This is a genomic window from Micromonospora sp. NPDC047730, assembly GCF_043204765.1.
Classification (GTDB): domain Bacteria; phylum Actinomycetota; class Actinomycetes; order Mycobacteriales; family Micromonosporaceae; genus Micromonospora.
In genome coordinates, this window is record NZ_JBIDCU010000002.1 from 371,442 (window position 1) to 394,228 (window position 22,787).

Consider the following 22,787-nt stretch of genomic DNA (forward strand, 5'->3'; position numbering starts at 1 on the left):
TCACCAGCCGAAGGTGCGGTCGACGGCGTCGAGCACCCGGTCGAGGTCGGGAAGGTACTCCTCCTCCACCCGGGAGGCCGGGTAGGGAGTGTCGAAGCCCGTCACCCGCAGCACCGGGGACTCCAGGGAGTAGAAGCACTCCTCGGTGACCCGGGCCGCGATCTCCGAGCCCAGGCCCAGGTTGCCCGGGGCCTCGTGCACGACCACGCAGCGGCCCGTGCGCTTCACCGACTCGTACGCGGCGGTCAGGTCCAGCGGCGAGATCGTGCGCAGGTCGATGACCTCCAGCTCGCGGCCGTCCTCGGCCGCGGCCGTCGCCGCGTCCAGGCAGGTCCGCACCATCGGCCCGTACGCCAGCAGGGTGGCGTCGGTGCCGGCCCGGGCGACCCGGGCGGAGTGCAGCGGGTACGCCTCGGACAGCGGGGCGTCCAGTTCGACCGGACCCTTCTCCCAGTAGCGCCGCTTCGGCTCCATGAACACGATCGGGTCGTCCGAGGCGATGGCCTGCTGGATCATCGTGTACGCGTCCTGCGGGCTGGCGCAGCTCACCACCTTGAGGCCGGCGGTGTGGGCGAAGTACGCCTCCGGCGACTCCGAGTGGTGCTCGACCGCGCCGATGCCGCCGCCGAAGGGGATCCGGATGACCATCGGGATCTTGACCTTGCCCTGCGAGCGGTAGTGCATCTTCGCCACCTGCGACACGATCTGGTCGTACGCGGGGTAGACGAAGCCGTCGAACTGGATCTCGCAGACGGGGCGGTAGCCGCGGATGGCGAGGCCGACCGCGGTGCCGATGATGCCGGACTCGGCGAGCGGGGTGTCGATCACCCGCTGCTCGCCGAAGTCCTTCTGGAGGCCGTCGGTGATCCGGAAGACGCCGCCGAGCTTGCCGACGTCCTCGCCCATGATGACGACCTTCGGGTCGTTCTCCAGGGCCTTGCGCAGGCCGGTGTTGAGGGCCTTGCCGAGGGTGAGCGTCTCCGTGGCCATCAGTGGGCGCTCCCCTCGAACGACTCCATGTACCTGCTGAACTGCGCCCGCTGCTCGTCGAGCTCGGGGGACCCGGTGGGGTAGACGTGGTCGAACATCGTCACGGGCTCCGGGTTGGGCATGGCGAGCACCCGCTCGCGCAGGTGCACCGACTCGGTGCGGGCCTGCTCGTCGACGTCGGCGAAGAAGTCCGCGTCGGCGATCTGCTGCCTGGTCAGGAACGCCTTCATCCGGGCGATCGGGTCCTTGGCCTGCCAGGCCTCGACCTCGCTGGCGATCCGGTAGCGGGTCGGGTCGTCGGAGGTGGTGTGCGCGCCCATCCGGTAGGTGTAGGCCTCGATGAGGCTGGGGCCCTGGCCGAGCCGGGCGTTGTCCAGCGCGTGCCGGGTCACCGCGTACGACGCGAGCACGTCGTTGCCGTCCACCCGCACGCCGGGGAAGCCGAAGCCGCCCGCCCGCTGGTAGAGCGGGACACGGGTCTGCCGCTCCAGCGGCTCCGAGATGGCGTACTGGTTGTTCTGGCAGAAGAACACCAGCGGGGCGTTGAAGACGCTGGCCCAGACGAACGCCTCGTTGACGTCGCCCTGGCTGGTGGCGCCGTCGCCGAAGTAGGCGATCACCGCCTCGCCGTCCTCGGTCCCGGTCTTGCCGTCCATGCTGACGCCCATGGCGTACCCGGTCGCGTGCAGGGTCTGTGCCCCGATCACGATCGTGTACATGTTGAACTTGAACTCGTTCGGGTCCCAGCCGCCCTGGTCGACGCCCCGGAACAGGCCGAGCGGCATGATCGGGTCGATGCCCCGGCAGTAGAGGACGCCGTGCTCCCGGTAGGTCGGGAAGGCCATGTCCTGGGTGCGCAGCGCACGCCCCGAGCCGACCTGCGCGGCCTCCTGGCCCAGCAGGCTGGCCCACAGGCCCAGCTCGCCCTGGCGCTGCAACGCGGTGGCCTCGGCGTCGAGCTTGCGGACCAGCACGAGGTCGCGGTAGAGCCCGCGGTACTCCTCGTCGGTGAAGTCGACGCGGTACTCCGTCCCGTCCGGGCCGGTCGCGCTCTCGATCCGCTCACCCTCCGGGGTGAGCAACTGCACCAGCTGCGGGTCGCCGGTCGCGCCCTTCCTGGAGCGGGGTGCGGCCCGCCGGCCGCGGCTGGAGACCCCGGGGTCGCCCTTTGCCATCCGTCTCTCCCTGTCTGTCTGCGTCGGCACCGGGGGGTCACCCGGCCGCGCAACTCGTGCGCCTGTCCGGCTGGTGCCGGACCGGTTCCTGGCGGCCGCGCCTAGCCCCGGTGGGGGTTGCCGCGCGGCGTGAAGCCGGATTCTTGGCCGAACCCGGTTCGGGAGCGCCGGCGCCCAGCCGCGCCTGCCGCGGGGGTGCGCGGAGGTCGAGGCTGCGTTGCCGTCGTGGTCCATATTCGCATCACACGTGAGCGCGCCCACAGTACGCCCGCCCCGCACCGGGAGGGCGGCCCGCTTCGTTACACGAAGCGCCGGGTGTCCGTTCCATCGACGCGCGGCCGATCCGGCGATGGTTCGTCACCGTTCGGGCAGATACGCGTGTCGACACGCGGTAGGGGGTTGGCTGACGGAGCGTCACTGGGCAGGCTGATTGGCGGGGGGATGGCCCAGGTCGAGGGGTTTGCCGCTTCCTCGCGGCGATCTGGGTGCCGCCGGCTGGCTCCGGTCGCGGTGTCCCGCTGATCGTCGGGCCGGCGAACGGTCGCGAAGCCGACGCTCGTCCGGCAGGTCGTCGTGGGTGCCGGACTCGACGATGCGGCCGTGGTCGCGGGGCGGAGTCGGGCGACCGCTGCCCCGGGCCGGCGGGAGACCAACGAGGAGGAGTGCGCGGTGTCCGATCCAGGCGAAGGCCCCGGTGCCCCGTTCCTCGTTCGGCACCGTGCGGCCGGTGGCTACCGCCGACTGGTGGGCGCGCACCGGGCGCCCGGGTCCGGCGGGCCGCCCCGGGGCTACCTGTTCACCGTGGCGCTGCTCGCCGGCACCGCGTCGATGCCGATCCTCGCCGCGATCAGCACCGGCTCTGCCACGGTCGGCAGCACCGCCCTGCCCGACAGCGGCACCCCGTTCCTGCCCACGCCCTCCGTGGGTCCGGTGGTGATCCCGGTGCCGGCGACGAACCAGCCGGCGGTCGTCCCGTCGACCCCGTCCCCCGCCGTGGCGACCCCGAGCACCTGGCGGCCCGCCGCGCCGGCCCCGCGTACGCCGGTCGTGGCGGCGCCGGGCCCGGGGTCGGTGGTGCGGCCCGCGCCCCCGCCCGCGGTGGTCCCGTCGCGCCCGCCGGGCGGCCGGCCGGTTCCGCTGCCCTCGCCGAGCCCGTCACCCAGCCCTTCCCCGTCCACGTCGCCCTCGCCCGAGCCGACCCTCTCGCCGAGTCCGTCCCCGGTGATCACGGCGACCGGCTCGCCGACCCCGGGACCGTCGGCGGAGCCCACGAGCACGGGCTCGCCGCCGACCGCCGATCCCACGCCGACCGCCGACGCCACGCCGACCGCCGACGCCACGCCGGCCTCGTCCCCGGCCGGCCCACGGCCCGCCGAGGCTTCCCGCCTGACGGTCGAGCCCGCCGGAGTGCGGGCCGGCGCCGGGCGGCCACGGGTACGGTGACGGCCGACGGCAGGTGAGCCGCCCGACGGCGCGGCGCGGGTCGGGCCGCCGGTGGGTGGACGGGGTGGCTCCGGGCGCGGCCCGGGGCGGAGCAGAGGCGGAGCGCTGAGCGGAGCGGACGGCACGGGCGCAGGTCCCTCGACCCGCCCGGACGCCGTGCCGCGTCCCGGCCCCACGCTGCGGCTCGCCCGGCTCGTCACCGAGCTGACCGCGCCTGCGGTGCTGGTCTCCCTGCTGACCGTGGCGGTCGGCTGGCACAGCACCCGGGGCGCGTACGGGCTGGCCTGGGGCCTGCTCGCCACGCTCTTCGTCAGCGGCATCCCGTTCGCGTACATCGTCGGCGGGGTGCGCCGGGGCCGGTTCACCGACCACCACGTGGGCGTCCGCGAGCAGCGCCGCGTTCCACTGCTGTTCGGCCTCTGCTCGGTGGCCGCCGGCCTGGCCCTGCTCGCGGTCCTCGGCGCGCCCCGCCCGGTGCTGGCCCTGGCCGCCGCCGGGCTGCTCGGCCTGGTGGTCGCCGTGGCCGTCAGTCACTGGTGGAAGATGTCGATCCACTCGGCGGTGGCCGCCGGCACGGTGGTCGTGCTGGTGCTGACGTTCGGGGCCGCTCTGCTGGCGACCGCGCCACTGCTCGCGCTCGTCGGCTGGTCCCGGGTCCGTCTGCGCGACCACACCGTGCCCCAGGTGGTCGCGGGAGCACTGCTCGGCGCCCTGATCGCGGGCGTCGTCTTCGCCACCCTCCGCTGAAACCGCCACCGCCGCACCGTCCTGCGCCCGAACCGCTCGTCGCGAACCCGCGCCCGGCCACCTGGTCGAGGCCCCCGGTGAGGGTGACGGGCCGCTGGATCGTCCGGACCCTTCCGGTCGTCAGGCCGGTGGCGGCTGCCAGGCGGTCAGCGCGACCCGCGCCACGGCCGCCAGTTCGTCCTCCGTGGCGCCGTCGCGGGCCTGTACCGACATGCCCTGCACGATCGCGCCGACGTACCGGGCCAGGCTCCGCGGGTCGGCGGCGGGATCGAGGGTGCCCACCGCCTGCGCCCGCCGGAAGTAGTCGGCGATCTGCTCCAGAGTGGTGTCGCGGCGGGCGGCGACGGCCCGCGCCACGGAGTCGGATTGTGGCGGCACCTCCAGCGCCGCCGTGGAGATCATGCAACCGCCCGGACCGCCACTGCCGGCGAACTGGCGTGCCGCGCCGAGGAGGAAGTCCGCGAGCCCGGCGCGGTCGGGGACCTCCCGGTCGAGCGGGGCGGTGGCGTGGCGTCCGACGTGCGTGACGTAGTGGTCGAGGCAGGCGGAGTACAGCCTTGCCTTCGAGCCGAACGCGTGGTAGATGCTCGGCGGGTTCAGGCCGGTGGCCGCCTGCAGCATCGTCAGGCTCGCGCCCTCGTAGCCGTGCGCCCAGAACACCCGCATGGACTGCTCGAGAACCCGCTCCTGGTCGAAGGACCGGGGCCGGCCGGGGCCCCCCTCCCGCTTTTTCATAGTGACCACTATAGTAAACGCGGGTTGTTTAGCGATCGATACAAAAAAGGGGGCGTCGATGGGATCGTCAGTGCTGGTGACGGGTGGTTCGCGGGGCATCGGTCGGGCGATCGCCGTGGGACTGGCGGGTACCGGCGCGGAGGTCGTCGGGATCCACTACACGCGCGACGAGGCGGCCGCCCGGCAGACCGCGGAACTGGTCCGTCAGGCCGGCGCCGCGCCGGTGCTGGTACGCGCGGAGTTCGGCACCGACGGCGTGGCCGCCGCCGAGCGGCTTGCCACGACGTTCCTCGACCAGGTCGAGCAGACCGTCGGGCACCGCCAGATCGACGTCCTGGTCAACAATGCCGGCATCGGTGGTCCGCAGCAGCTCGGTTCGATCGACGAGGCGACGTACCGGCGGGTGGTGGAGGTCAACCTCACCGTCCCGATCTTCCTCACCCAGGCGCTCTGGCCGCACCTGCGCGACGGAGGGCGGGTGATCAACGTGTCCACCGGATACACCCGGATCGCCGCCCCCACGCACCCTGTCTACTCGGCGACGAAGGCGGCGCTGAACGCGCTGACCCTGGCCCTGGCCCCCACACTGGGCGCCCGCGGCGTCACCGTCAACGCGGTGATGCCCGGCGTCATCGAAACCGACATGAACGCCGACTGGCTCGACCAGGGGGACGCCCGGAAGGAGGCGGCCGGGCTGTCGGTGTTCAACCGGGTCGGCGACGTCGACGACGTGGCCGACGTGGTGCGGTTCCTCGCCTCGGAGCAGTCCCGCTGGATCACCGGGCAGGTCATCGACGTCACCGGCGGTTCGGCCCTCTGACCGGGCCGGTGCCCCGGCGACGTCGCGCCAGGGCACCGGGCCCGCGAGCTGTCAGGCGCCCTCGTCGGCCAGGCGGTGGCGGTTGGCCTCGATCCAGGCGTCCAGGGCGGCCGGGTCGTCCGGGTCGACGCCGTCGGCCATCAACTGCGCCACGGCGGCGGTGGCGGGGCTGCGCCGCTCGCCCGTGCTGTAGAGGCGGGCGAACTCCGGCACCATCTCCTCGATCGCCGTGTCGGTCTGCGCCGCCGCCCGCTCCGGCAGCCCGCGCTTGCGGGCGGCGTACGCGGCCCAGCCGCGCAGCACCCGGGGCAGCAGGGCGGCGTCGTCCATGTCCAGCACCGCCCGCCGGTGCACCCAGTCCAGCAGGAACAACCCGGACACGGTCGGGCTCCACCGCATCGGGTCGGCGTCGGGGAAGCTGGCCGCGTGGTCCAGCAGCAGGCTGAGGCAGAAGTGCAGCGAGGCCAGCTCCGCCCCGTCGACGGCGTCCAGGCCGAACCGGGCCGCCTCCGGCGAGGCGAGGAACCGGCGGACCAGCTCCGTACGCTCGGCGGCGGAGAGCGGCTCGACGGCGGGCGCGGGCACGGTGCGGATGGGGCGGGGCAACCGCGCCAGCCGGGCGCCGAGCAGGGCGCGGTCGGTGGCCAGCGAGCCCTCCCCGGGCAGCTCGCTCAGGCTGTCGGTGATCGTCAGGTGCCGGCCCACCTCGGCGTGCATCCGGGCCGGCTCCTCGTCGCGGAACCAGGTCAGCTCGTCCCCGGCACACATCTGCCGCACCTGGTCGAGGATCCGGTCGGGCGGCCCGCCGACGAAGACGTCCTTGGTGATGCCGATGTTGTGGTCGAGCAGCGTCACCACCGCGTGCGCCGGCCCGCCGGCCGGGTCGTCGTACGCGAAGGTCGCCAGGTAGGAGGTCTGGTCGCCGTACACGTCGCCGTAGGACCAGCAGCCGGTGAGGTGGACCCGGCCGAGGTGGGCGGCCCAGGCGGGGGTGGCGGCGCCGGGGCGGACCCGGGCGGCACCCTCGGCGTCGGGCACCAGCGCGGCGAAGACCGAGCGGACGGTGGTCGCGGCGGCCGAGCGGCGACGGGAGGTGGCGGCCAGGAAGCCGGCCACGAATTCCCGCACCGCGCCGTCGCGGTCGGTCTCCGCGACCGCGTAGACGCTGCCGAGCAGGGCCGCGCCGAGCATCTCCGCGTCGAGGGCGTTCTCCAGCTTGGCCACGTCGCGGGCGGCGTGCAGCACCGCGTCGTACGGGGTCTGAGGCGTTCCCATCCACCGACCCTACGCTGCCGCCCGGCTCCGGACGGTACGAGCGACCCGAGCATCGCCCGCGTCGTGGGCACCCACCATCGCCGACCTGCGGCTGCCGCCGACGAGTGCCCGGGTCAGCGGCCGGCGGCGTCCCGCAGGGCGGCGCGGGCCTCGGCGTAGGAGGCGAGCACCGCCCGCACCGGGGCCAGCACCTGTTCCTCGCCGACCGTCGTCACCCGCTCGGTGAGCCGGTGCTCGGCGCGGCGGCGGGCGCGGCGGGCCGCCCACCGGACGGCCGGCCTGGTCAGGGCCGCCACCAGCAGCCCGGCGAGCAGGCCGCCGAGGAGCAGCAGGGTGGGCAGCGGCACCTCGCCGACGGCCGGGTCGGCCAACTCCGGCAGGCCCAGTGCGCGCAGCCCGTAGCCGAGCGCCAGCCAGGCGAGCCCGGCCAGCGCGGCCAGGGTCACCAGCCACTGGAGGCCGCCAACGATCCGCCACCAGAGCGGCCGCCGGTCCATGCCGAGGTCGGTGCCGGCGACCGCGCGGTCCAGCACGTCCGGCAGGTCGCCGAGGCGCGACCGGGCGGCGGCGGTCACCGCGGCGGGCCAGGAGGCGGGCAGTTCCGCCCCGGCCCGGTCGGCCACGGACCGGATCGCCAGCCCGAGCGCGGAGCGTTGCGCGGCGGTGGGGTCGGGCACCGAGGTCGCGGCGACCGGGCTCTCCGCCGGGTCGTCGCGCTCGCCGGCCGGGCCGGGCAGGTGCAGCCGGCGCAGCGGGTCGGGCCGCAGCCGCCGCCAGCCCCGGATCAGCGGCCAGCCGGTGGCGGCGGCGCCCCGGTGCCGGTACGCCTGCTCGACCGCCTCGGCGACCGTCGGCACCCCGGCGGCGCCGGCCAGCGCCCGGTGCAGCGCGGCGACGGCGGCGTCGTCCGGCCCGGCGGCCGGCGACCCGCCCCCGACCAGCTCGTCGAGCCCGGCCACCACCGTGTCCACGTCACCCTGGAGCCGGCGCAGCGCGGCCTGCCGCCCGGCCACCGTCCGTTCCAGCGCCTCCCGGAGCCCGACCATGCCCGCCGGTTCCACGGCGGTGGTGGCCTGCAGCGGCACGCCGGCCAGGCCGTCCGCGTCGAGCAGGCGGCGCAGGTCGGCCAGCACCCGGGGCAGCTCGGCCGGGGGCAGCCGGTCGGCCTGGTTGAGCACGACCAGCGTGACATCCCTGTGCCGGTGGAACTCGCGCAGGTAGCTGGTGTGGATGACGCGGTCGGCGTACTTCTGCGGATCGACCACCCAGACCACGAGGTCGACCAGGCCGAGCAGGCGGTCCACCTCCAGCCGGTGGGACCGCTGCACCGAGTCGAAGTCGGGCAGGTCGAGCAGGATCAGCCCGTGCAGGGCGGACTCGTCGTCGCCGTCGAGCACGCTCTCCCGGACGAACCGGTGCCGGGGCAGCACGCCGACCCAGTCGAGCAGGCGGTTGCCGCCGTCGAGCGGCCCCCAGACGCAGGCGTGCGTGACGCCGGTGGTGGGGCGGCGCACCCCGACCGGGGACAGCTCCATCCGGGCGAGCGCGTTGAACAGGCTGGACTTGCCGCTGCCGGTCGCGCCGGCGAGGGCCACCACGGTGTGGTCGCGGGAGAGCGCCAGCCGGGTGCCGGCCCGCTCGACCAGGGTGTGCGCCGACATGAGTCGCGAATCCGGCAGGTGGCCGTCGACGACCGTGAGGAACCGGCGTACGGCGTCGAGGCGGGCGATCAGCGCGTCGGCGTCCACCCGTCGGTCACCACGGAACGCCTCCCGCATCCGCCCGACGATGTTCGTCATGATCCCCCGCCCTCGGTGCCGGGGAGGCGTGCGGCGTCCGCGTCGGCCAGGCCGCTGCGGTGCCGGGCCATCTCCACCCCGTTGCCGGCCCGGCGCAGGGCCTCCGCGGTGTCCGCGGCGGGCCGGGCCTCCGCCGTCCGGGCCAGGTAGCGGGCGGCCTCGTCGTCCAGCAGGGCCCGCACCCGGTTCAGCAGGTCGGCCCGGGCCTTGGCGGCGAGCGTACGCACGGCCTGGTCGCCGAAGACCGCCTGGAGCACGGTCTGCGCGGCGACCGTGGTGCCGGCCCCGGTGGCGACCTCCAGCCCGGTCGGGATGAACGCGGTCGAGGCGAACACGGCGATCATCACGGCGAGCCCGGTGGCGTTGACGGCGTACGCGGCCGTGCGGGCCACGAAGCGCCGGTCGCCGCCCTCGACCCGCACCAGCTCCAGCACGCCGCGCTGCCACTCCCGGACCAGGCGCTCGGCCCGCTCGGGCAGGTCGCCGGCGGGGTGGGCGAGCCCCGGTTCGAGCAGTGCCGCCCCGGCGGGATGCGCCTTCCACCCGGTGTACGCGTTCTCCGCCGCCTCGGCGGCGACGCCGCGCAGCAGGGTCACCAGCTGGGACTCGATCGCCTCGCGCAGCTCGGAGGCGGGCGCGGGACGGCCGGTGACGGTGGCCACCACCCGGTCGCGGAGCCGCCCGATCCGGGCCTCCAGCGTGCGGAAGAACTCCCCGGTGCCGACGAACTCCTGCCAGCGGGCGAGCACCTCGCCACGGAGCAGCCGACCGTCCTTCAGCCCCTGCTCGACGGTCCGGTGCGCCCCCCGGTACGCCGCCCGCACCCGCTCGTCGAGCGCGTCAGCGGCGGTCACCTGCTCGTCGGCGGCGTCGGCGAGCCCCTCGACCGCCGGGCGCAGCGCGGCGAGTGCGCCGTCGAGGGTCTGCCGGACCACGGCCGCCCGGGCGTCGGCGTCGGCGGCCAGCCGGGCGAACCAGGCGGAGAGCGGCGCGGTCACCCGGTCGGGCAGCAGGCCCTGCCCGTCGACCGAGGTCTCGGGCAGCACGAACAGCGGGGCGGCGCCGAGATCCTGCGCGGCGAGCATCTCCGACAGGTGGGCGGCGATCTCGTCGGCCGCCTCCGGGGGCACCCGGTCCAGCACCATGGCGATCACCGCGCCCCGGGCCCGGGCGCTGCGCAGCAGCTCCCAGGGGACCGCGTCGGCGTAGCGGGCGGCGGTGGTGACGAAGAGCCAGAGGTCGGCGGCGGCCAGGAGTTGGCCGGCCAGGGCCCGGTTGGCGTCGACCACCGAGTCGATGTCGGGCGCGTCGAGGAAGGCCAACCCGGGCGGCAGGGCGGGGGCGGTGACCAGTTGCAGGGTGCGCGGGTCCTCGCTGGGCTCGTTGGTGCGGGTGAGGCCGGGCAGCAGCTCGCCCTGACGGAACCAGCCGGAGTCGGCCGGGCTGCACACCAGCACCGGGGAGCGGGTGGTGGGCCGGAGCACCCCGGCCGCGCTCACCCGTGCCTGCACCAGGCTGTTGACCAGGGTGGACTTGCCCGCGCCGGTGGACCCGCCGACCACCACGAGCAGCGGCGCGTCGAGCCGGCGCAGCCGGGGCAGCAGGTAGTCGTCGAGCTGGTCGGTGAGGCTCCTGGCGGCCTGTCGGGCGGGCTCGGCGGAGGGCAGCGCCAGCGGGAACCGGGCCGCCCCGATCGCGGCGCGCAGGCCGGCCAGCGCGGCGGGCAGGCTGTCGTCCCCGGTGGTGGCGGGCCGGTCCTCCCCGGCGTCCGTGGAGCCGGTGCGGGCTGCGACGGTGGGCGCGTCGGCCTGGGTGGCGGAGTCGCCGTGCGTCGTCACCGCTAAAGCGTGCCCGACCGACGCAAGGGAAGACAACCGGCCGGTAGTACCCGTGACTTGCGTCGGGTCGGCTCAACCTCGACTTGACGATTTCCGGGGGCGTGGCACTATTGAGTCAAGTTCACTCAACTTGTGGTGGGGTCGCTGCGGGCGACGCCGCCACGCAGCTCAGGGCGGTGCCCACGAGCGGCTCACAACGTCACGAAGCGAGGAAGCGAAGATGGCACGTGCGGTCGGTATCGACCTCGGCACGACGAACTCCTGCGTCAGCGTCCTGGAGGGCGGTGAGCCCACCGTCATCGCCAACGCTGAGGGCTCGCGGACGACCCCGTCGATCGTCGCGTTCGCCCGCAACGGCGAGGTGCTTGTCGGTGAGGTCGCCAAGCGCCAGGCGGTGACCAACCCGGACCGGACGATCCGCTCGGTCAAGCGGGAGGTCGGCACCAACTGGTCCGTCGACATCGACGGCAAGAAGTACACCCCGCAGGAGATCTCGGCCCGCACGCTGATGAAGCTCAAGCGGGACGCCGAGGCGTACCTGGGCGAGCAGATCACCGACGCGGTGATCACCGTCCCGGCCTACTTCAACGACAGCCAGCGCCAGGCCACCAAGGAGGCCGGCGAGATCGCCGGCTTCAACGTGCTGCGGATCGTGAACGAGCCGACCGCGGCGGCCCTGGCGTACGGGCTGGACAAGGGCTCCAAGGAGCAGACCGTCCTGGTCTTCGACCTCGGCGGCGGCACCTTCGACGTGTCGCTGCTCGAGCTGGCCGAGGGCGTCATCGAAGTCAAGTCGACCAGCGGTGACAACAACCTCGGTGGTGACGACTGGGACCAGCGCATCATCGACCACCTGGTGAAGACCTTCCGGGGCGAGCACGGCATCGACCTGGCCCAGGACAAGATGGCCCTGCAGCGGCTCCGCGAGGCGGCCGAGAAGGCCAAGATCGAGCTGTCCGCCGCCACCACCACCAACATCAACCTGCCGTACATCACGGCCGGCGCGGCGGGGCCGCTGCACCTGGACGTGACGCTCAGCCGGGCCGAGTTCCAGCGGATGACGCAGGACCTGCTGGACCGCTGCAAGGGCCCGTTCGAGCAGGCCGTGAAGGACGCCGGCATCAAGGTCTCCGACGTCGAGCACGTCATCCTGGTCGGCGGCTCGACCCGCATGCCGGCCGTGACCGACCTGGTCAAGCAGCTCACCGGCAAGGAGCCCAACAAGGGCGTCAACCCGGACGAGGTCGTCGCCGTCGGCGCCGCCCTGCAGGCCGGTGTGCTCAAGGGCGAGGTCAAGGACGTCCTGCTGCTCGACGTGACCCCGCTGAGCCTGGGCATCGAGACCAAGGGCGGCATCTTCACCAAGCTGATCGAGCGCAACACCACCATCCCGACCAAGCGCTCCGAGGTCTTCACCACGGCGGACGACAACCAGCCGTCGGTGCTGATCCAGGTGTTCCAGGGCGAGCGGGAGATCGCGGCCTACAACAAGAAGCTCGGCACCTTCGAGCTGACCGGCCTCCCGCCGGCGCCGCGCGGCGTGCCGCAGATCGAGGTCACCTTCGACATCGACGCCAACGGCATCGTCAACGTCCACGCGAAGGACCTCGGCACCGGCAAGGAGCAGAAGATGACGATCACCGGCGGCTCCTCGCTGCCGAAGGACGACATCGAGCGCATGCGCCGCGACGCCGAGGAGCACGCCGAGGACGACAAGCGCCGCCGCGACGAGGCCGAGACCCGCAACCTGGCCGAGGCGCTCCAGTGGCAGACCGAGAAGTTCCTGGCCGAGAGCGGCGACAAGCTGCCGTCGGAGTCCCGTGACCAGATCAACGAGGCGCTCGGCGAGCTGCGCGGCGCCCTCGGTGGTCAGGACATCGAGAAGATCAAGTCGGCGCACGAGCGGCTGGCGCAGGTCTCCCAGCAGGCCGGTTCGCTGCTCTACAGCCAGCAGGGCGAGCAGCCGGGCGAGGCCGGCCCGGGTGCCGCGGGTGCGGCGGGCGCCGGGGCGACCGGTGGCGCGCAGGCCGGTGGCGCGGACGACGTGGTCGACGCGGAGATCGTGGACGAGGACAAGAAGTGACGGTCCGTCCCCGGACACGGCACCACGGCAGAGGGATGAGGTAACCCCATGACGGAGAAGCCACGAGCCGCCGACCCGGGTGCGACCGGGTCGACGCCGGGTGGCTCCGCGCCCGCCGAGCAGGCCGGCGACGGGCCGCGGGTCGTCATCCGCAACAACCGCAAGATCAGTGAGACCAACGAGCCGGCCGCCGCCGACGCCGGGTCGGACGCCCCGGCCGAGGGTCTGGTCGAGGAGGCCGAGGTCGTGGTCGACGAGATCGAGGTCGAGGCGGCCGAGGTGGCCGGCCCGCCGGTGGTGGACGCCCCGGCACAGCCGGCCGACGGCGGCGGGACCGCGCTCGGCGCCGAACTGGAGGCGCTGCGCAAGGACCTCGACGAGCGGACCCGGGACCTGCAGCGGGTGACGGCGGAGTACGCCAACTACCGCAAGCGGGTGGACCGGGACAAGGGTCTGGTCACCGAGCAGGCGACCGGCGCGGTGCTCGCCGCGCTGCTGCCGATCCTCGACGACCTGGACCGGGCCCGCGAGCACGGCGACCTGGTCGGGCCGTTCGGCACGGTGGCCGAGCAGCTCACCACGGCGCTCGGCAAGTTCGGGCTGACGGCGTTCGGCGAGCAGGGCGACCCGTTCGACCCGACCCGGCACGAGGCGGTGGCCCACCAGACCTCGGCCGACGTCACCGAGCCGACCTGCGTGCAGGTGATGCGCCGGGGCTACCAGGTCGGGGAGCGGCTGCTGCGACCCGCCATGGTCGCGGTCGCCGACCCGGAGTAGTGCGCAACGACGACCGGATCGTCCCGCCCACCCCGAACGGGTGGGCGGGACGGTCGGTCCCCAGGTAGGGAGGGGGTGGACCGGTGAGTTCCAAGGACTGGATCGAGAAGGACTTCTACGCCGTGCTGGGCGTGGACAAGGCCGCCTCCGGCGACGACATCAAGAAGGCCTACCGGAAGCTGGCGCGGGATTCACACCCGGACCACAACCCCGGTGACCCGAAGGCCGAGGAGCGTTTCAAGGCCGCCTCCGAGGCGTATGCGGTGCTCGGCGACGACGCCAAGCGCCGCGAGTACGACGAGCTGCGCTCGCTGTTCGGCTCGGGCGCGTTCCGGCGCAACGCCCGTGGCGCCGGCCAGCCCGGCGGCATGCCGTTCGACGTCTCCGACCTGTTCGGGGGCGCGGCCGGTGGGGGTGGCGACCGCCGCTTCGGCGGGGCCGGCTTCCAGGACCTGTTCAGTTCGATCTTCACCGGCGGCGCCGCTGGTCCCGGCGGCGGGCCGGCCGCACCCCGGGGCCCGGCGCGGGGCCGGGACGTCGAGGCCGAGGTGGCCCTCGACTTTGGCGACGCCGTACGCGGGGTGACCGTCCCGTTGACGCTGCGCGCGCCGGGGGTCTGCGACACCTGCCACGGCAACGGGGCCAAGCCCGGCACCCAGCCGCGCACCTGCCCGGTGTGCCACGGAGCCGGGGTGACCACCCGCAACCAGGGGTCGTTCAGCTTCTCCGAGCCGTGCCGCAACTGCCAGGGCGTGGGCACGATCGTGGAGGAGAAGTGCCCGGAGTGTCAGGGCACCGGCGGGGTCACCAAGACCCGCACGCTGAACGTCCGCTTCCCGGCCGGGGTGGCCGACGGCCAGAAGATCCGGCTGGCGGGGCGGGGCGAGCCCGGCGCGCGGGGCGGCCCGGCCGGGGACCTCTTCGTACACGTCAAGGTGCGACCGGACGAGCTGTTCGGGCGTACGGGCGACGACCTCACGCTGACCGTGCCGATCACGTTCGCGGAGGCCGTGCTCGGCACGGACCTGCGGGTGCCCACCCTCGACGGCGCGGTGACCCTGCGGGTGCCACCGGGCACGCCGAGCGGCCGGATCCTGCGGGCCCGCGGCAAGGGGGTGGTCCGCCGTGACGGGCGGGCGGGTGACCTGCTGGTGACCCTCGACGTGGTGGTGCCCGCGCGGGTGTCCGACGAGGCGCGTACGGCGTTGGAGAGCTTCGCCGCGCAGACCCCGCCGGCCGCCCGGGAACATCTCGACGCGCGGGTGCGTCGATTCAGTTGACCCGGTGTTCAGTCGGCTCGGTGGAGTGCACGCGGAGGTGAGCGGGATGTCGGACGAGTTCGTCGGTTCGGGTGACCCTGCCTACGAGGCCAAGGTGCTGATGATCTCGGTGGCGGCACGGATGGCGGGGATGCACCCGCAGACCCTGCGCCAGTACGACCGGCTGGGCCTGGTCCAGCCGGGCCGGGCGGCCGGCGGTGGCCGCCGCTACAGCGTGCGGGACGTGGTGCTGCTGCGCGAGGTGCAGCGGCTCAGCCAGGACGACGGCATCAACCTGGCGGGGGTCAAGCGCATCATCGGGCTGGAGCGGCTGCTGGAGCAGGCCCAGCAGCGGGTGGCCCGGCTGGAGGCGGAGCTGGACGCCGCGTACCGCCGGATCGCCGAGCTGGAGTCCCTGGCCCGCTTCCCGGGCAGCGACCTCGTCCCGACCAACCGCACCTCCACCGCGCTGGTGGTCTGGCGTCCCCGGCGGGGCCCCGACCGCTGACGACACCTCACCGCGCCCGGCCGCCCTCCCGCGGCCGGGCGCGGTCGTCTTTCCGCCGCCGCCACCGCCCGGGACGTGCGTCGTCTCCGCAGGCGCCCGCGGTTGCCGGTTCCCGGGCGGGGACGGCGCCGGATCCGCTAGCCTCAAAATCAGGTCCAACCATCTCAATCCGGACTCCGATGGCAGGGGGAGCCATGACGGAAGCGGCGAGGAAGGTTGCCCAGCAGACCGAGGACCGGCTCGACGAGGTGGCGAAGAACGTCCGGGAGAGATTCGACCGGTTCACCGAGAGCCGCTTCACCGACGAGATCAAGAACGGCAGGTTCGCCGACCAGGTCGACCACGGCATCGACCAGGGACGCGACGAGGCGAGACGCCGCGAGCAGGGCGGATCGGAACACTGACGTTCCGCCGACGTGCGGGCCGGGACCCACGGGGGGTCCCGGCCCGTTCGCCGTCCGGAGGCGGGCCGGGACGCCAGAGGTCCCGGGCGGGGGTCCCGGCCCGTTCGCCGTTGTGAAGTGCGAGCCCGGGGGTGCGCCGTGCGGGTGCGTGGGGCGCTCAGGCGATGCGGCGGTTCTCCCGGACCAGGCCGCCCTCGCACCAGTCCCGGTAGACGAAGAGCTCCGGCCGGGCCAGCAGCGCCCGGCTGTTGTACGCCCAGGTGCGCATCAGGTCGTCGCCGTTCCGCTCGGCCTGCTCGACCAGCTTCCGGAAGCGCCGCTTCGGGTGGGCGCGGAAGTTCGTCCGGATGCCGTCGGCGGCGTAGATGTAGAGGCAGTGCAGGGCGAACCGGCGGGCCGGGCAGGTCGCGTCCATCGCCAGGTCGAAGAGCACCGCCACCAGCCGGTCACCGGAGACCAGCAGGTCCCAGTCCGGCGGCATGGAGGTCAGCGGCACGGAGTCGGGCTGGAAGGCCCACGCGCGCAGCTCGGCGGGGGTCGGATCGACGGGGTTGGCAAAGCCGTGGAACGTCGACTCCTGCACGCTCACCGGCCAACCTTCCGCTCTCGTCCGCGGGGGCTCAGGCCGTCCGCGACCTCTGGCTGCTGGGGCGAAACGGTAGCCCGGCGCGTTCACCGGCGGTAGGCCCCGCCGGAGGCAATTCGACAACCGTTGGGCGAGGGCCGGGCCGACCGTACGGTCGACCCGGCCCGGACGGTGCCGTCGGTCAGTCGTGCGCCGGCACCGGTTGGGCCCGCTGGGCCGCGCCGCGCCTCCGCAGCCACCGCTTGAACCACGCGAAGTCGGGCAGCCGCGCCAGCATCGGCCCGGTCACGACCGTGATCAGCACGTACGCCGTGGCGAGCGCCGCCAGCTTCGGATCGACGCTGCCGGCGGCCACCGCGAGCCCCGCGATGACGATGGAGAACTCTCCCCGGGGCACCAGGGTCAGGCCGGCCCGCCAGCGACCGGGTTCGGCGATGCCGACCCGGCGGGCCGCCAGGTAACCGGTGAGCGTCTTCGTCGCCATGGTGATCACGGCCAGCGCGAGCGCGGGCAGCAGCACCGGCGGGATGTCCCGCGGGTCCGTGACCAGACCGAAGAAGACGAAGAAGACCGCCGCGAAGAGGTCCCGCAGCGGGGTGAGCAGCTCGGTCGCGTGGTGCGCCACCGGCCCGGAGAGCGCGATGCCGACCAGGAACGCGCCGACCGCCGCCGACACCTGGAGCTTCGCCGCGATGCCCGCCACCAGCAGGGTCATCCCGAGTACGCCGAGCAGCAGCGCCTCCGGGTCCTTCGCCGACATGGCGGTGGAGATCAGGTTGCCGTACTTGATCGCGACCACCAGCACCAGCAGCACGGTGCCGACCGCGACACCGAGCGCGATGCCGCCGCCCAGCAGGCCGCTGCCGGCGAGCACCGCGGTCGCCAGGGGCAGGTAGAACGCCATCGCGAGGTCCTCGATCACCAGGATCGAGAGGATCACCGGGGTCTCCCGGTTACCGAGGCGGCCCAGGTCGGCGAGGACCTTGGCGATGACCCCCGAGGAGGAGACCCAGGTGATGCCGGCGAGCACCAGGGCGGCGACCCAGTCCCAGCCGAGCAGCAGCGCGAACGCCGCCCCGGGCAGCGCGTTCAGCAGCCCGTCGATCAGGCCGGCCGGGGCCGCGGCGCGCAGGTTGCCGACCAACTCGTTGGCCGAGTATTCCAGGCCCAGCATGACCAGCAGCAGGATCACGCCGATCTCGGCGCCGACCGCGAAGAACTCCTCGCTGGCGGCCAGGGGCAGCAGGCCGCCGTGCCCGAACGCGAGCCCGGCGAGCAGGTAGAGGGGGATGGGCGATAGGCCGATCCGGCGGCTCAGCCGGCCGAGGAGGCCGAGCAGGAAGAGCAGTGCGCCGACTTCGATGAGCAGTGTTGTCGTTTCGTGCATCCGCGCCTCAGCCGTCCGGGTCGCTGTCGGCAAGGATGGCTGTCACCCCGTCGAGGCCCTGACGGGTCCCGACCACGACCACCACGTCACCGGCGGCGAAGCGGAAGGAGGGCTCCGGCGAGACGATCACCTCGCCGTGGCGCAGCACGGCCACGATCGAGGCGCCCGTGCGGGAACGTGCCTGCGTGTCCCCGAGCTTCCGGTTGACGTACTTCGAGCCGGCCGGAATGGCGATCTGCTCGGTGAGCAGGCCGGCGGCCTGCTCCCGCAGCCCGGACAGCTGACCGAGCATCAGCGACGCGCCGAGGATGTCGGCGAGCGCCTCCGCCTCGTCGTCCGTCAGCGGTATGTCGTGCTGACATGAGTCGGGATCGTCCGGGTCGTACAGGACGAGGTCACGGCGGCCATTGCGGTGGGATACCACACCGAGGCGGCGACCGGACTCCGTCAACAGATCGTGACGGACCCCGATTCCCGGCAGGGCGGTCTGTTCAACACGTACGCGCACCCGGCCAGGCTACCCCTGGTCGGCCCGCGCAGATCTTGGCAACGAGCGTCGTTCCGCTGCGTGGTCGCTCAGCGCTTCTCCGCCACGAGAACGGCCCGTCCAATCGATCACGCAACCCCTGGGCATGTCCGGACGGCGAGAGTGATCCAGCTCACACCATCAGGGTTGAGCGGAATAGGCTCAACTCTGGTTGTGTCCTTCCCAGTGGACACGCCGATCCGGGGGAGCCCATGAACACGGAACGACTCACCACCAAGAGCCGCGAGACCATCACCGGTGCCGTCGCGATGGCGAACCAGCGCGGTCACGCCACCGTGGAGCCCTGGCACCTGCTGCTGGCGCTGCTGGACACCGAGGGCTCGACCGCCGCCGGCCTGCTGCGCGCCGTCGGGGCCGACCCCGCCGAGCTGCGCCGGGTCGCCCAGCGCTCGGTCGACGCCCTGCCCGCCGCGCGCGGCTCCAGCATCGCCGAGCCGACCCTGGCCCGCGAGTTCGTCAACGCCATCGGGGCCGCCGAGCAGATCGCCCGGCCGCTCGGCGACGAGTACACCTCCACCGAGCACCTGCTCGCCGGCCTGGCCCGGGTGGGTGGCGCGGTGTCGGGCACGCTGAAGTCGGCCGGCGCCACCGAGGAGAACCTCGTCGCCGCCTTCCCGACCGTCCGCGGCGGGGACCGGCGGGTCACCACCGCCGACCCCGAGCAGACCTACCAGGCCCTGGCCAAGTACGGCGTGGACCTGACCGCCAGCGCCCGCGACGGCAAGATCGACCCGGTCATCGGCCGGGACTCGGAGATCCGCCGGGTGATCCAGGTGCTGTCCCGGCGTACCAAGAACAACCCGGTGCTGATCGGCGAGCCGGGCGTCGGCAAGACCGCGATCGTCGAGGGCCTGGCCCAGCGGATCGTCGCCGGCGACGTGCCCGAGTCGCTGCGCGACAAGAAGCTGGTCTCGCTCGACCTCGGCGCGATGGTCGCCGGCGCGCAGTACCGGGGCCAGTTCGAGGAGCGGCTGAAGTCCGTCCTGGAGGAGATCAAGAACTCCAACGGGCAGGTCATCACCTTCCTCGACGAGTTGCACACCGTCGTCGGCGCCGGCAAGGGCGAGGGCTCGATGGACGCCGGCAACATGCTCAAGCCGATGCTGGCCCGCGGCGAGCTGCGAATGGTCGGCGCGACCACCCTCGACGAGTACCGCGAGCACATCGAGAAGGACCCGGCCCTGGAGCGCCGCTTCCAGCCGGTGCTGGTCGGCGAGCCGACCATCGAGGACACCATCGGCATCCTGCGCGGCCTCAAGGAGCGCTACGAGGTGCACCACGGCGTACGCATCACCGACGCCGCCCTGGTCGCCGCCGCGGCACTGTCGGATCGCTACATCACCGACCGGTTCCTGCCGGACAAGGCGATCGACCTGGTCGACGAGTCCGCCTCCCGGCTCCGGATGGAGATCGACTCCCGGCCCGTCGAGGTGGACGAGATCGAGCGGGCGGTGCGCCGGCTGGAGATCGAGGAGATGGCGCTGGCCAAGGAGCCCGACGCCGCCTCCGCCGAGCGGCTGGAGCGGCTGCGCAAGGAGCTGGCCGACAAGCGCGAGCAGCTCACCGCCCTCGCCGACCGCTGGAAGCTGGAGAAGGACCACATCACCAAGCTCTCCACCGCCAAGGAGGAGCTGGAGCGGCTCGGCGGCGAGGCCGAGCGGGCCGAGCGCGACGGCGAGCTGGAGCGCGCCGCAGAGCTGCGCTACGGCCGGATCCCCGCCCTCAAGACCGAGCTGAAGCAGGCCGAGGAGGAACTGGCCCGGCTCCAGGCCGACGGCGCGATGCTCAAGGAGGAGGTCGGCGCCGACGACATCGCCGCCGTGGTCGCCTCCTGGACCGGCATCCCCGCCGGCCGGCTGCTGGAGGGCGAGACCGCCAAGCTGCTGCGGATGGAGGAGTCACTGGGCGCCCGCGTGGTCGGCCAGGCCGAGGCCGTGGGCTCGGTCTCCGACGCCGTCCGCCGCGCCCGGGCCGGGGTCGCCGACCCGGACCGCCCCACCGGCAGCTTCCTCTTCCTGGGCCCGACCGGCGTCGGCAAGACCGAGCTGGCCAAGGCGCTCGCCGAGTTCCTCTTCGACGACGAGCGGGCCATGGTCCGCATCGACATGAGCGAGTACGGCGAGAAGCACTCCGTCGCCCGCCTGGTCGGCGCCCCGCCCGGCTACGTCGGCTACGAGGAGGGCGGCCAGCTCACCGAGGCGGTGCGCCGCCGGCCGTACTCGGTGATCCTGCTGGACGAGGTCGAGAAGGCCCACCCGGACGTCTTCGACGTCCTGCTCCAGGTGCTGGACGACGGCCGGCTCACCGACGGGCAGGGCCGCACGGTGGACTTCCGCAACGCCATCCTGATCCTCACCTCCAACCTCGGGTCGTCGGTGATCGGCGACCTGACGCTGGCCGAGGAGCAGCGCCGGGAGGGTGTCCTCGCGGTGGTCCGGTCGCACTTCAAGCCGGAGTTCCTCAACCGGCTGGACGACATCGTGGTCTTCGCCGCGCTGCACGGTGACGACCTGCGAGCCATCGTGGACATCCAGCTCGACCGGATGCGCAAGCGGCTGGCGGACCGCCGCCTCGGCCTGGACATCACCGACGCCGCCCGGGGGTGGCTGGCCGAGCACGGCTATGACCCGATCTACGGGGCCCGGCCGCTGCGCCGCCTGGTCCAGACGGCGATCGGCGACCAGCTCGCCAAGGCCCTCCTGGCCGGCCGGATCCGCGACGGCGACACGGTTCGCGTCGATCTGGCGGACACGAAGGACGCTCTCTCGGTCTCGACGGCCTGACCCCGGCCCGACCCGCACCGATCATGAGGTTGGCGGCGAGTTGGATCTCGGCAACTGCCGCCAACCTCATGATTCAAAGAGTCGGGCGGGGCGCGGCGGGGAAGGAGTATGGGCATGTTCGGGATAGGGAAGAAGCGGGACCGGGAGGTCGGGGCGGCCCTCGACGAGCTACGGCAGGCCGACACGGTGGCGTTCGGCGGGGTCGGGATCGCCGGCACGCTGCTGCCGGTGACCGAGGCGTACCGGCGGGTCGAGGCGGCGCTCGCCGACGACCCCGAGGACGTACGCGGGCAACTCGACCGGCTGCTCGCCGAGGGCGCCCCGGCGGGCCGCGTCTACGCCGCCACGCTGCTGGAGGGGGTCGACCCGGCGGCCGGCCGGGCGGCCTGGACGGCGCTGCGGGACGACCCGGCAGAGTTCGGCACGTTCACCGGCTGTGTCATGGGCCGCGCCACCCTGGGCGGGTACGCGTCGGAGCGGCTCGCCGGCGCATGATCCGTTCGCCGGCCGGCCCCGCCCGATCGGCCCTGCCGGCCGGCGCCGGCGGTCCGTAGCTTCCGTCCCATGACGCCGCCCGCCGACGCGCCGGTACGCCCGCCCCGTCCCGCCACCGTCACCATCGCCTTCTGGTTGCAGCTCGTGACCGTGCTCGTCCTCCTCGGGCTGGTGGCCCTGGTGGTCACCCAGGCCGTCCAGTGGGACGGCCAGATCGACCGCGCGGTGCGGGCGGTCCCGGACGCCGATCCCGACGAGGTGAGCGGCGAGCGCTGGAGCAACGTCGTCGGGGCGGTGGTGCTCGGCCTGCCCGCCCTGCTGCTCGCGCTCTGGCTGGCTGCCACGGCGCTGCCGGTGCGGCGCGGCGGCAACGTCGCCCGGATCCTGGTCTTCGTGGCCGGCGGCGTCCAACTGGTCGTCTGCTGCGGCCAGAGCTTCGCCGGCGTGCTCGTGTTCCCCCTGCTCTTCGGCCTCGGCCTCGGCATCGACGAGCCGTACGCGGAGGAGGAGTATCCCGTCGAGGGGCCGGTCGACCCGGAGGCCGACTTCTGGGCGGAGTCGAAGTTCGTCGAGACCCTCTACTCGCAGTCCGACCCCTTCGATGCGGTGCTGTTCCCGCTGGCCGGCCTCGGGGTGCTGACCGTGCTGCTGCTCACCCTCGCGGTGGTGCTGTTGCTGGCGCTGCCGCCCGCCCACCGGTGGTTCGTGCCCCGGGCCGCGTCCCCCGCCGCGCCACTACCGCCGGCCGGGTACGCCGTGATTCCCGTCGCCTACGTCCCGCCGGCCGGGCCCGGCGCCCATGCCCCGGCGGCCTGGGCCGGCGGACACGTTCCGCCGGCCTGGCCCGGTGCCTACGCCCCACTGGCGGGTCCCGGTGGCTACGCCCCGCCGGCCGGGCCCGGCGCCCACGTCCCGCCGGCCGGCTCCGGCGGTCACCAGGCCGCCCCGCCCGGTCACCTGATCTGTCCCGATCCGGCGGCACACGAGGCCCCGCCCCGGCCGGGCGACGCCGGATCGGGGACGGCGGACGACTGAGCCGCCAGCACGTCGCGTAATCGGCCCCTCACCCGAACGACGGCAGGTTTCCCCAGGTGCGCGGGGTTGTTACCGTCTCCGCCGACGTACCTGGGGAGGTG

20 protein-coding genes are annotated in these 22,787 nt (G+C 73.8%); 10 read left to right on the top strand and 10 right to left on the bottom strand.

Annotation, left to right across the window (positions count from 1 at the left end; translation table 11 throughout):
- The 3 genes from ACGF5G_RS07200 to ACGF5G_RS07210 all read right to left on the bottom strand — a co-directional run bounded on the left by ACGF5G_RS07200 (nt 1) and on the right by ACGF5G_RS07210 (nt 3,505).
- Nucleotides 1-990 carry an alpha-ketoacid dehydrogenase subunit beta gene (locus ACGF5G_RS07200; protein ID WP_393259714.1) on the bottom strand — a complete coding sequence of 330 codons (990 nt, stop codon included), beginning with the start codon at nt 988-990 and terminating at the stop codon, nt 1-3.
- On the bottom strand, nt 990-2,165 hold the full coding sequence (gene pdhA / locus ACGF5G_RS07205) for a pyruvate dehydrogenase (acetyl-transferring) E1 component subunit alpha (RefSeq protein WP_393259716.1): 1,176 nt from the start codon (nt 2,163-2,165) through the stop codon (nt 990-992). Before pdhA ends, ACGF5G_RS07200 begins: the two co-directional genes overlap by 1 nt.
- Nucleotides 2,166-2,953: 788 nt before the next feature.
- Nucleotides 2,954-3,505 carry a hypothetical protein gene (locus ACGF5G_RS07210; protein ID WP_393259719.1) on the bottom strand — a complete coding sequence of 184 codons (552 nt, stop codon included), beginning with the start codon at nt 3,503-3,505 and terminating at the stop codon, nt 2,954-2,956.
- Between the two features lie 259 nt (nt 3,506-3,764).
- On the opposite strand from ACGF5G_RS07210, the gene ACGF5G_RS07215 reads away from it, so the two are divergent.
- The gene (locus ACGF5G_RS07215) at nt 3,765-4,355 is read left to right on the top strand and encodes a phosphatase PAP2 family protein (protein WP_393259721.1); all 591 of its coding nucleotides are present in this window, start codon (nt 3,765-3,767) and stop codon (nt 4,353-4,355) included.
- A 120-nt stretch (nt 4,356-4,475) separates the two neighbouring features.
- Here ACGF5G_RS07215 and ACGF5G_RS07220 read toward each other — a convergent pair whose 3' ends face one another.
- Complete coding sequence (locus ACGF5G_RS07220) at nt 4,476-5,090, bottom strand: TetR/AcrR family transcriptional regulator (RefSeq protein WP_393259723.1); 615 nt, start codon at nt 5,088-5,090, stop codon at nt 4,476-4,478.
- A gap of 58 nt (nt 5,091-5,148) precedes the next feature.
- On the opposite strand from ACGF5G_RS07220, the gene ACGF5G_RS07225 reads away from it, so the two are divergent.
- Nucleotides 5,149-5,910, top strand: a complete 762-nt coding sequence (locus ACGF5G_RS07225; RefSeq protein ID WP_393259725.1) for an SDR family NAD(P)-dependent oxidoreductase — start codon at nt 5,149-5,151, stop codon at nt 5,908-5,910.
- Nucleotides 5,911-5,961: 51 nt separating this feature from the next.
- Here the strand turns inward: ACGF5G_RS07225 and ACGF5G_RS07230 are convergent, their stop codons facing one another.
- The 3 genes from ACGF5G_RS07230 to ACGF5G_RS07240 all read right to left on the bottom strand — a co-directional run bounded on the left by ACGF5G_RS07230 (nt 5,962) and on the right by ACGF5G_RS07240 (nt 10,822).
- Complete coding sequence (locus tag ACGF5G_RS07230) at nt 5,962-7,185, bottom strand: hypothetical protein (protein WP_393259727.1); 1,224 nt, start codon at nt 7,183-7,185, stop codon at nt 5,962-5,964.
- A 113-nt stretch (nt 7,186-7,298) separates the two neighbouring features.
- The gene (locus ACGF5G_RS07235) at nt 7,299-8,984 is read right to left on the bottom strand and encodes a GTPase (RefSeq protein ID WP_393259730.1); all 1,686 of its coding nucleotides are present in this window, start codon (nt 8,982-8,984) and stop codon (nt 7,299-7,301) included.
- Nucleotides 8,981-10,822, bottom strand: a complete 1,842-nt coding sequence (locus ACGF5G_RS07240; RefSeq protein WP_393259732.1) for an ABC transporter — start codon at nt 10,820-10,822, stop codon at nt 8,981-8,983. Before ACGF5G_RS07240 ends, ACGF5G_RS07235 begins: the two co-directional genes overlap by 4 nt.
- A 220-nt stretch (nt 10,823-11,042) precedes the next feature.
- Here ACGF5G_RS07240 and dnaK point away from each other — a divergent pair, with 220 nt between their 5' ends.
- From dnaK to ACGF5G_RS07265, 5 genes are all read left to right on the top strand, one after another.
- Nucleotides 11,043-12,905: a molecular chaperone DnaK gene (gene dnaK / locus ACGF5G_RS07245; protein ID WP_393259734.1), complete on the top strand. Its 1,863-nt coding sequence runs from the start codon at nt 11,043-11,045 to the stop codon at nt 12,903-12,905.
- A 48-nt stretch (nt 12,906-12,953) separates the two neighbouring features.
- Nucleotides 12,954-13,682: a nucleotide exchange factor GrpE gene (gene grpE, locus ACGF5G_RS07250; RefSeq protein WP_393259736.1), complete on the top strand. Its 729-nt coding sequence runs from the start codon at nt 12,954-12,956 to the stop codon at nt 13,680-13,682.
- Nucleotides 13,683-13,765: 83 nt separating this feature from the next.
- On the top strand, nt 13,766-14,962 hold the full coding sequence (gene dnaJ, locus ACGF5G_RS07255; protein WP_357693425.1) for a molecular chaperone DnaJ: 1,197 nt from the start codon (nt 13,766-13,768) through the stop codon (nt 14,960-14,962).
- 46 nt (nt 14,963-15,008) lie between these two features.
- Nucleotides 15,009-15,449 carry a heat shock protein transcriptional repressor HspR gene (locus ACGF5G_RS07260; RefSeq protein WP_350682760.1) on the top strand — a complete coding sequence of 147 codons (441 nt, stop codon included), beginning with the start codon at nt 15,009-15,011 and terminating at the stop codon, nt 15,447-15,449.
- Between the two features lie 194 nt (nt 15,450-15,643).
- Complete coding sequence (locus ACGF5G_RS07265; protein WP_393259740.1) at nt 15,644-15,853, top strand: hypothetical protein; 210 nt, start codon at nt 15,644-15,646, stop codon at nt 15,851-15,853.
- 157 nt (nt 15,854-16,010) lie between these two features.
- Here ACGF5G_RS07265 and ACGF5G_RS07270 read toward each other — a convergent pair whose 3' ends face one another.
- From ACGF5G_RS07270 to ACGF5G_RS07280, 3 genes are all read right to left on the bottom strand, one after another.
- Complete coding sequence (locus ACGF5G_RS07270; protein ID WP_393259742.1) at nt 16,011-16,442, bottom strand: hypothetical protein; 432 nt, start codon at nt 16,440-16,442, stop codon at nt 16,011-16,013.
- 178 nt (nt 16,443-16,620) lie between these two features.
- Nucleotides 16,621-17,826, bottom strand: coding sequence for a cation:proton antiporter (locus tag ACGF5G_RS07275; RefSeq protein ID WP_357449876.1), 1,206 nt, complete (start codon nt 17,824-17,826; stop codon nt 16,621-16,623).
- Between the two features lie 7 nt (nt 17,827-17,833).
- Entirely contained in the window at nt 17,834-18,334 is a 501-nt protein-coding gene (locus tag ACGF5G_RS07280) for a TrkA C-terminal domain-containing protein (protein WP_350702229.1), read from the bottom strand.
- 230 nt (nt 18,335-18,564) lie between these two features.
- Between ACGF5G_RS07280 and clpB the strand changes: the two genes are divergently transcribed.
- From clpB to ACGF5G_RS07295, 3 genes are all read left to right on the top strand, one after another.
- The gene (gene clpB / locus ACGF5G_RS07285) at nt 18,565-21,156 is read left to right on the top strand and encodes an ATP-dependent chaperone ClpB (protein WP_393259746.1); all 2,592 of its coding nucleotides are present in this window, start codon (nt 18,565-18,567) and stop codon (nt 21,154-21,156) included.
- 114 nt (nt 21,157-21,270) lie between these two features.
- Nucleotides 21,271-21,651 carry a hypothetical protein gene (locus ACGF5G_RS07290; protein WP_393259748.1) on the top strand — a complete coding sequence of 127 codons (381 nt, stop codon included), beginning with the start codon at nt 21,271-21,273 and terminating at the stop codon, nt 21,649-21,651.
- 69 nt (nt 21,652-21,720) lie between these two features.
- Entirely contained in the window at nt 21,721-22,686 is a 966-nt protein-coding gene (locus tag ACGF5G_RS07295) for a hypothetical protein (protein ID WP_393259751.1), read from the top strand.
- The last annotated feature ends 101 nt before the right edge of the window (nt 22,687-22,787 follow it).

What these genes read in the sequence shown, in the direction of transcription:
- ACGF5G_RS07200 (WP_393259714.1), bottom strand. Translation starts at nt 990, where the DNA reads ATGGCCACGGAGACGCTCACCCTCGGCAAGGCCCTCAACACCGGCCTG.
- pdhA (WP_393259716.1), bottom strand. Translation starts at nt 2,165, where the DNA reads ATGGCAAAGGGCGACCCCGGGGTCTCCAGCCGCGGCCGGCGGGCCGCA.
- ACGF5G_RS07220 (WP_393259723.1), bottom strand. Translation starts at nt 5,090, where the DNA reads ATGAAAAAGCGGGAGGGGGGCCCCGGCCGGCCCCGGTCCTTCGACCAG.
- ACGF5G_RS07225 (WP_393259725.1), top strand. Translation starts at nt 5,149, where the DNA reads ATGGGATCGTCAGTGCTGGTGACGGGTGGTTCGCGGGGCATCGGTCGG.
- ACGF5G_RS07230 (WP_393259727.1), bottom strand. Translation starts at nt 7,185, where the DNA reads ATGGGAACGCCTCAGACCCCGTACGACGCGGTGCTGCACGCCGCCCGC.
- ACGF5G_RS07235 (WP_393259730.1), bottom strand. Translation starts at nt 8,984, where the DNA reads ATGACGAACATCGTCGGGCGGATGCGGGAGGCGTTCCGTGGTGACCGA.
- dnaK (WP_393259734.1), top strand. Translation starts at nt 11,043, where the DNA reads ATGGCACGTGCGGTCGGTATCGACCTCGGCACGACGAACTCCTGCGTC.
- grpE (WP_393259736.1), top strand. Translation starts at nt 12,954, where the DNA reads ATGACGGAGAAGCCACGAGCCGCCGACCCGGGTGCGACCGGGTCGACG.
- ACGF5G_RS07260 (WP_350682760.1), top strand. Translation starts at nt 15,009, where the DNA reads ATGTCGGACGAGTTCGTCGGTTCGGGTGACCCTGCCTACGAGGCCAAG.
- ACGF5G_RS07265 (WP_393259740.1), top strand. Translation starts at nt 15,644, where the DNA reads ATGACGGAAGCGGCGAGGAAGGTTGCCCAGCAGACCGAGGACCGGCTC.
- ACGF5G_RS07275 (WP_357449876.1), bottom strand. Translation starts at nt 17,826, where the DNA reads ATGCACGAAACGACAACACTGCTCATCGAAGTCGGCGCACTGCTCTTC.
- clpB (WP_393259746.1), top strand. Translation starts at nt 18,565, where the DNA reads ATGAACACGGAACGACTCACCACCAAGAGCCGCGAGACCATCACCGGT.
- ACGF5G_RS07290 (WP_393259748.1), top strand. Translation starts at nt 21,271, where the DNA reads ATGTTCGGGATAGGGAAGAAGCGGGACCGGGAGGTCGGGGCGGCCCTC.
- ACGF5G_RS07295 (WP_393259751.1), top strand. Translation starts at nt 21,721, where the DNA reads ATGACGCCGCCCGCCGACGCGCCGGTACGCCCGCCCCGTCCCGCCACC.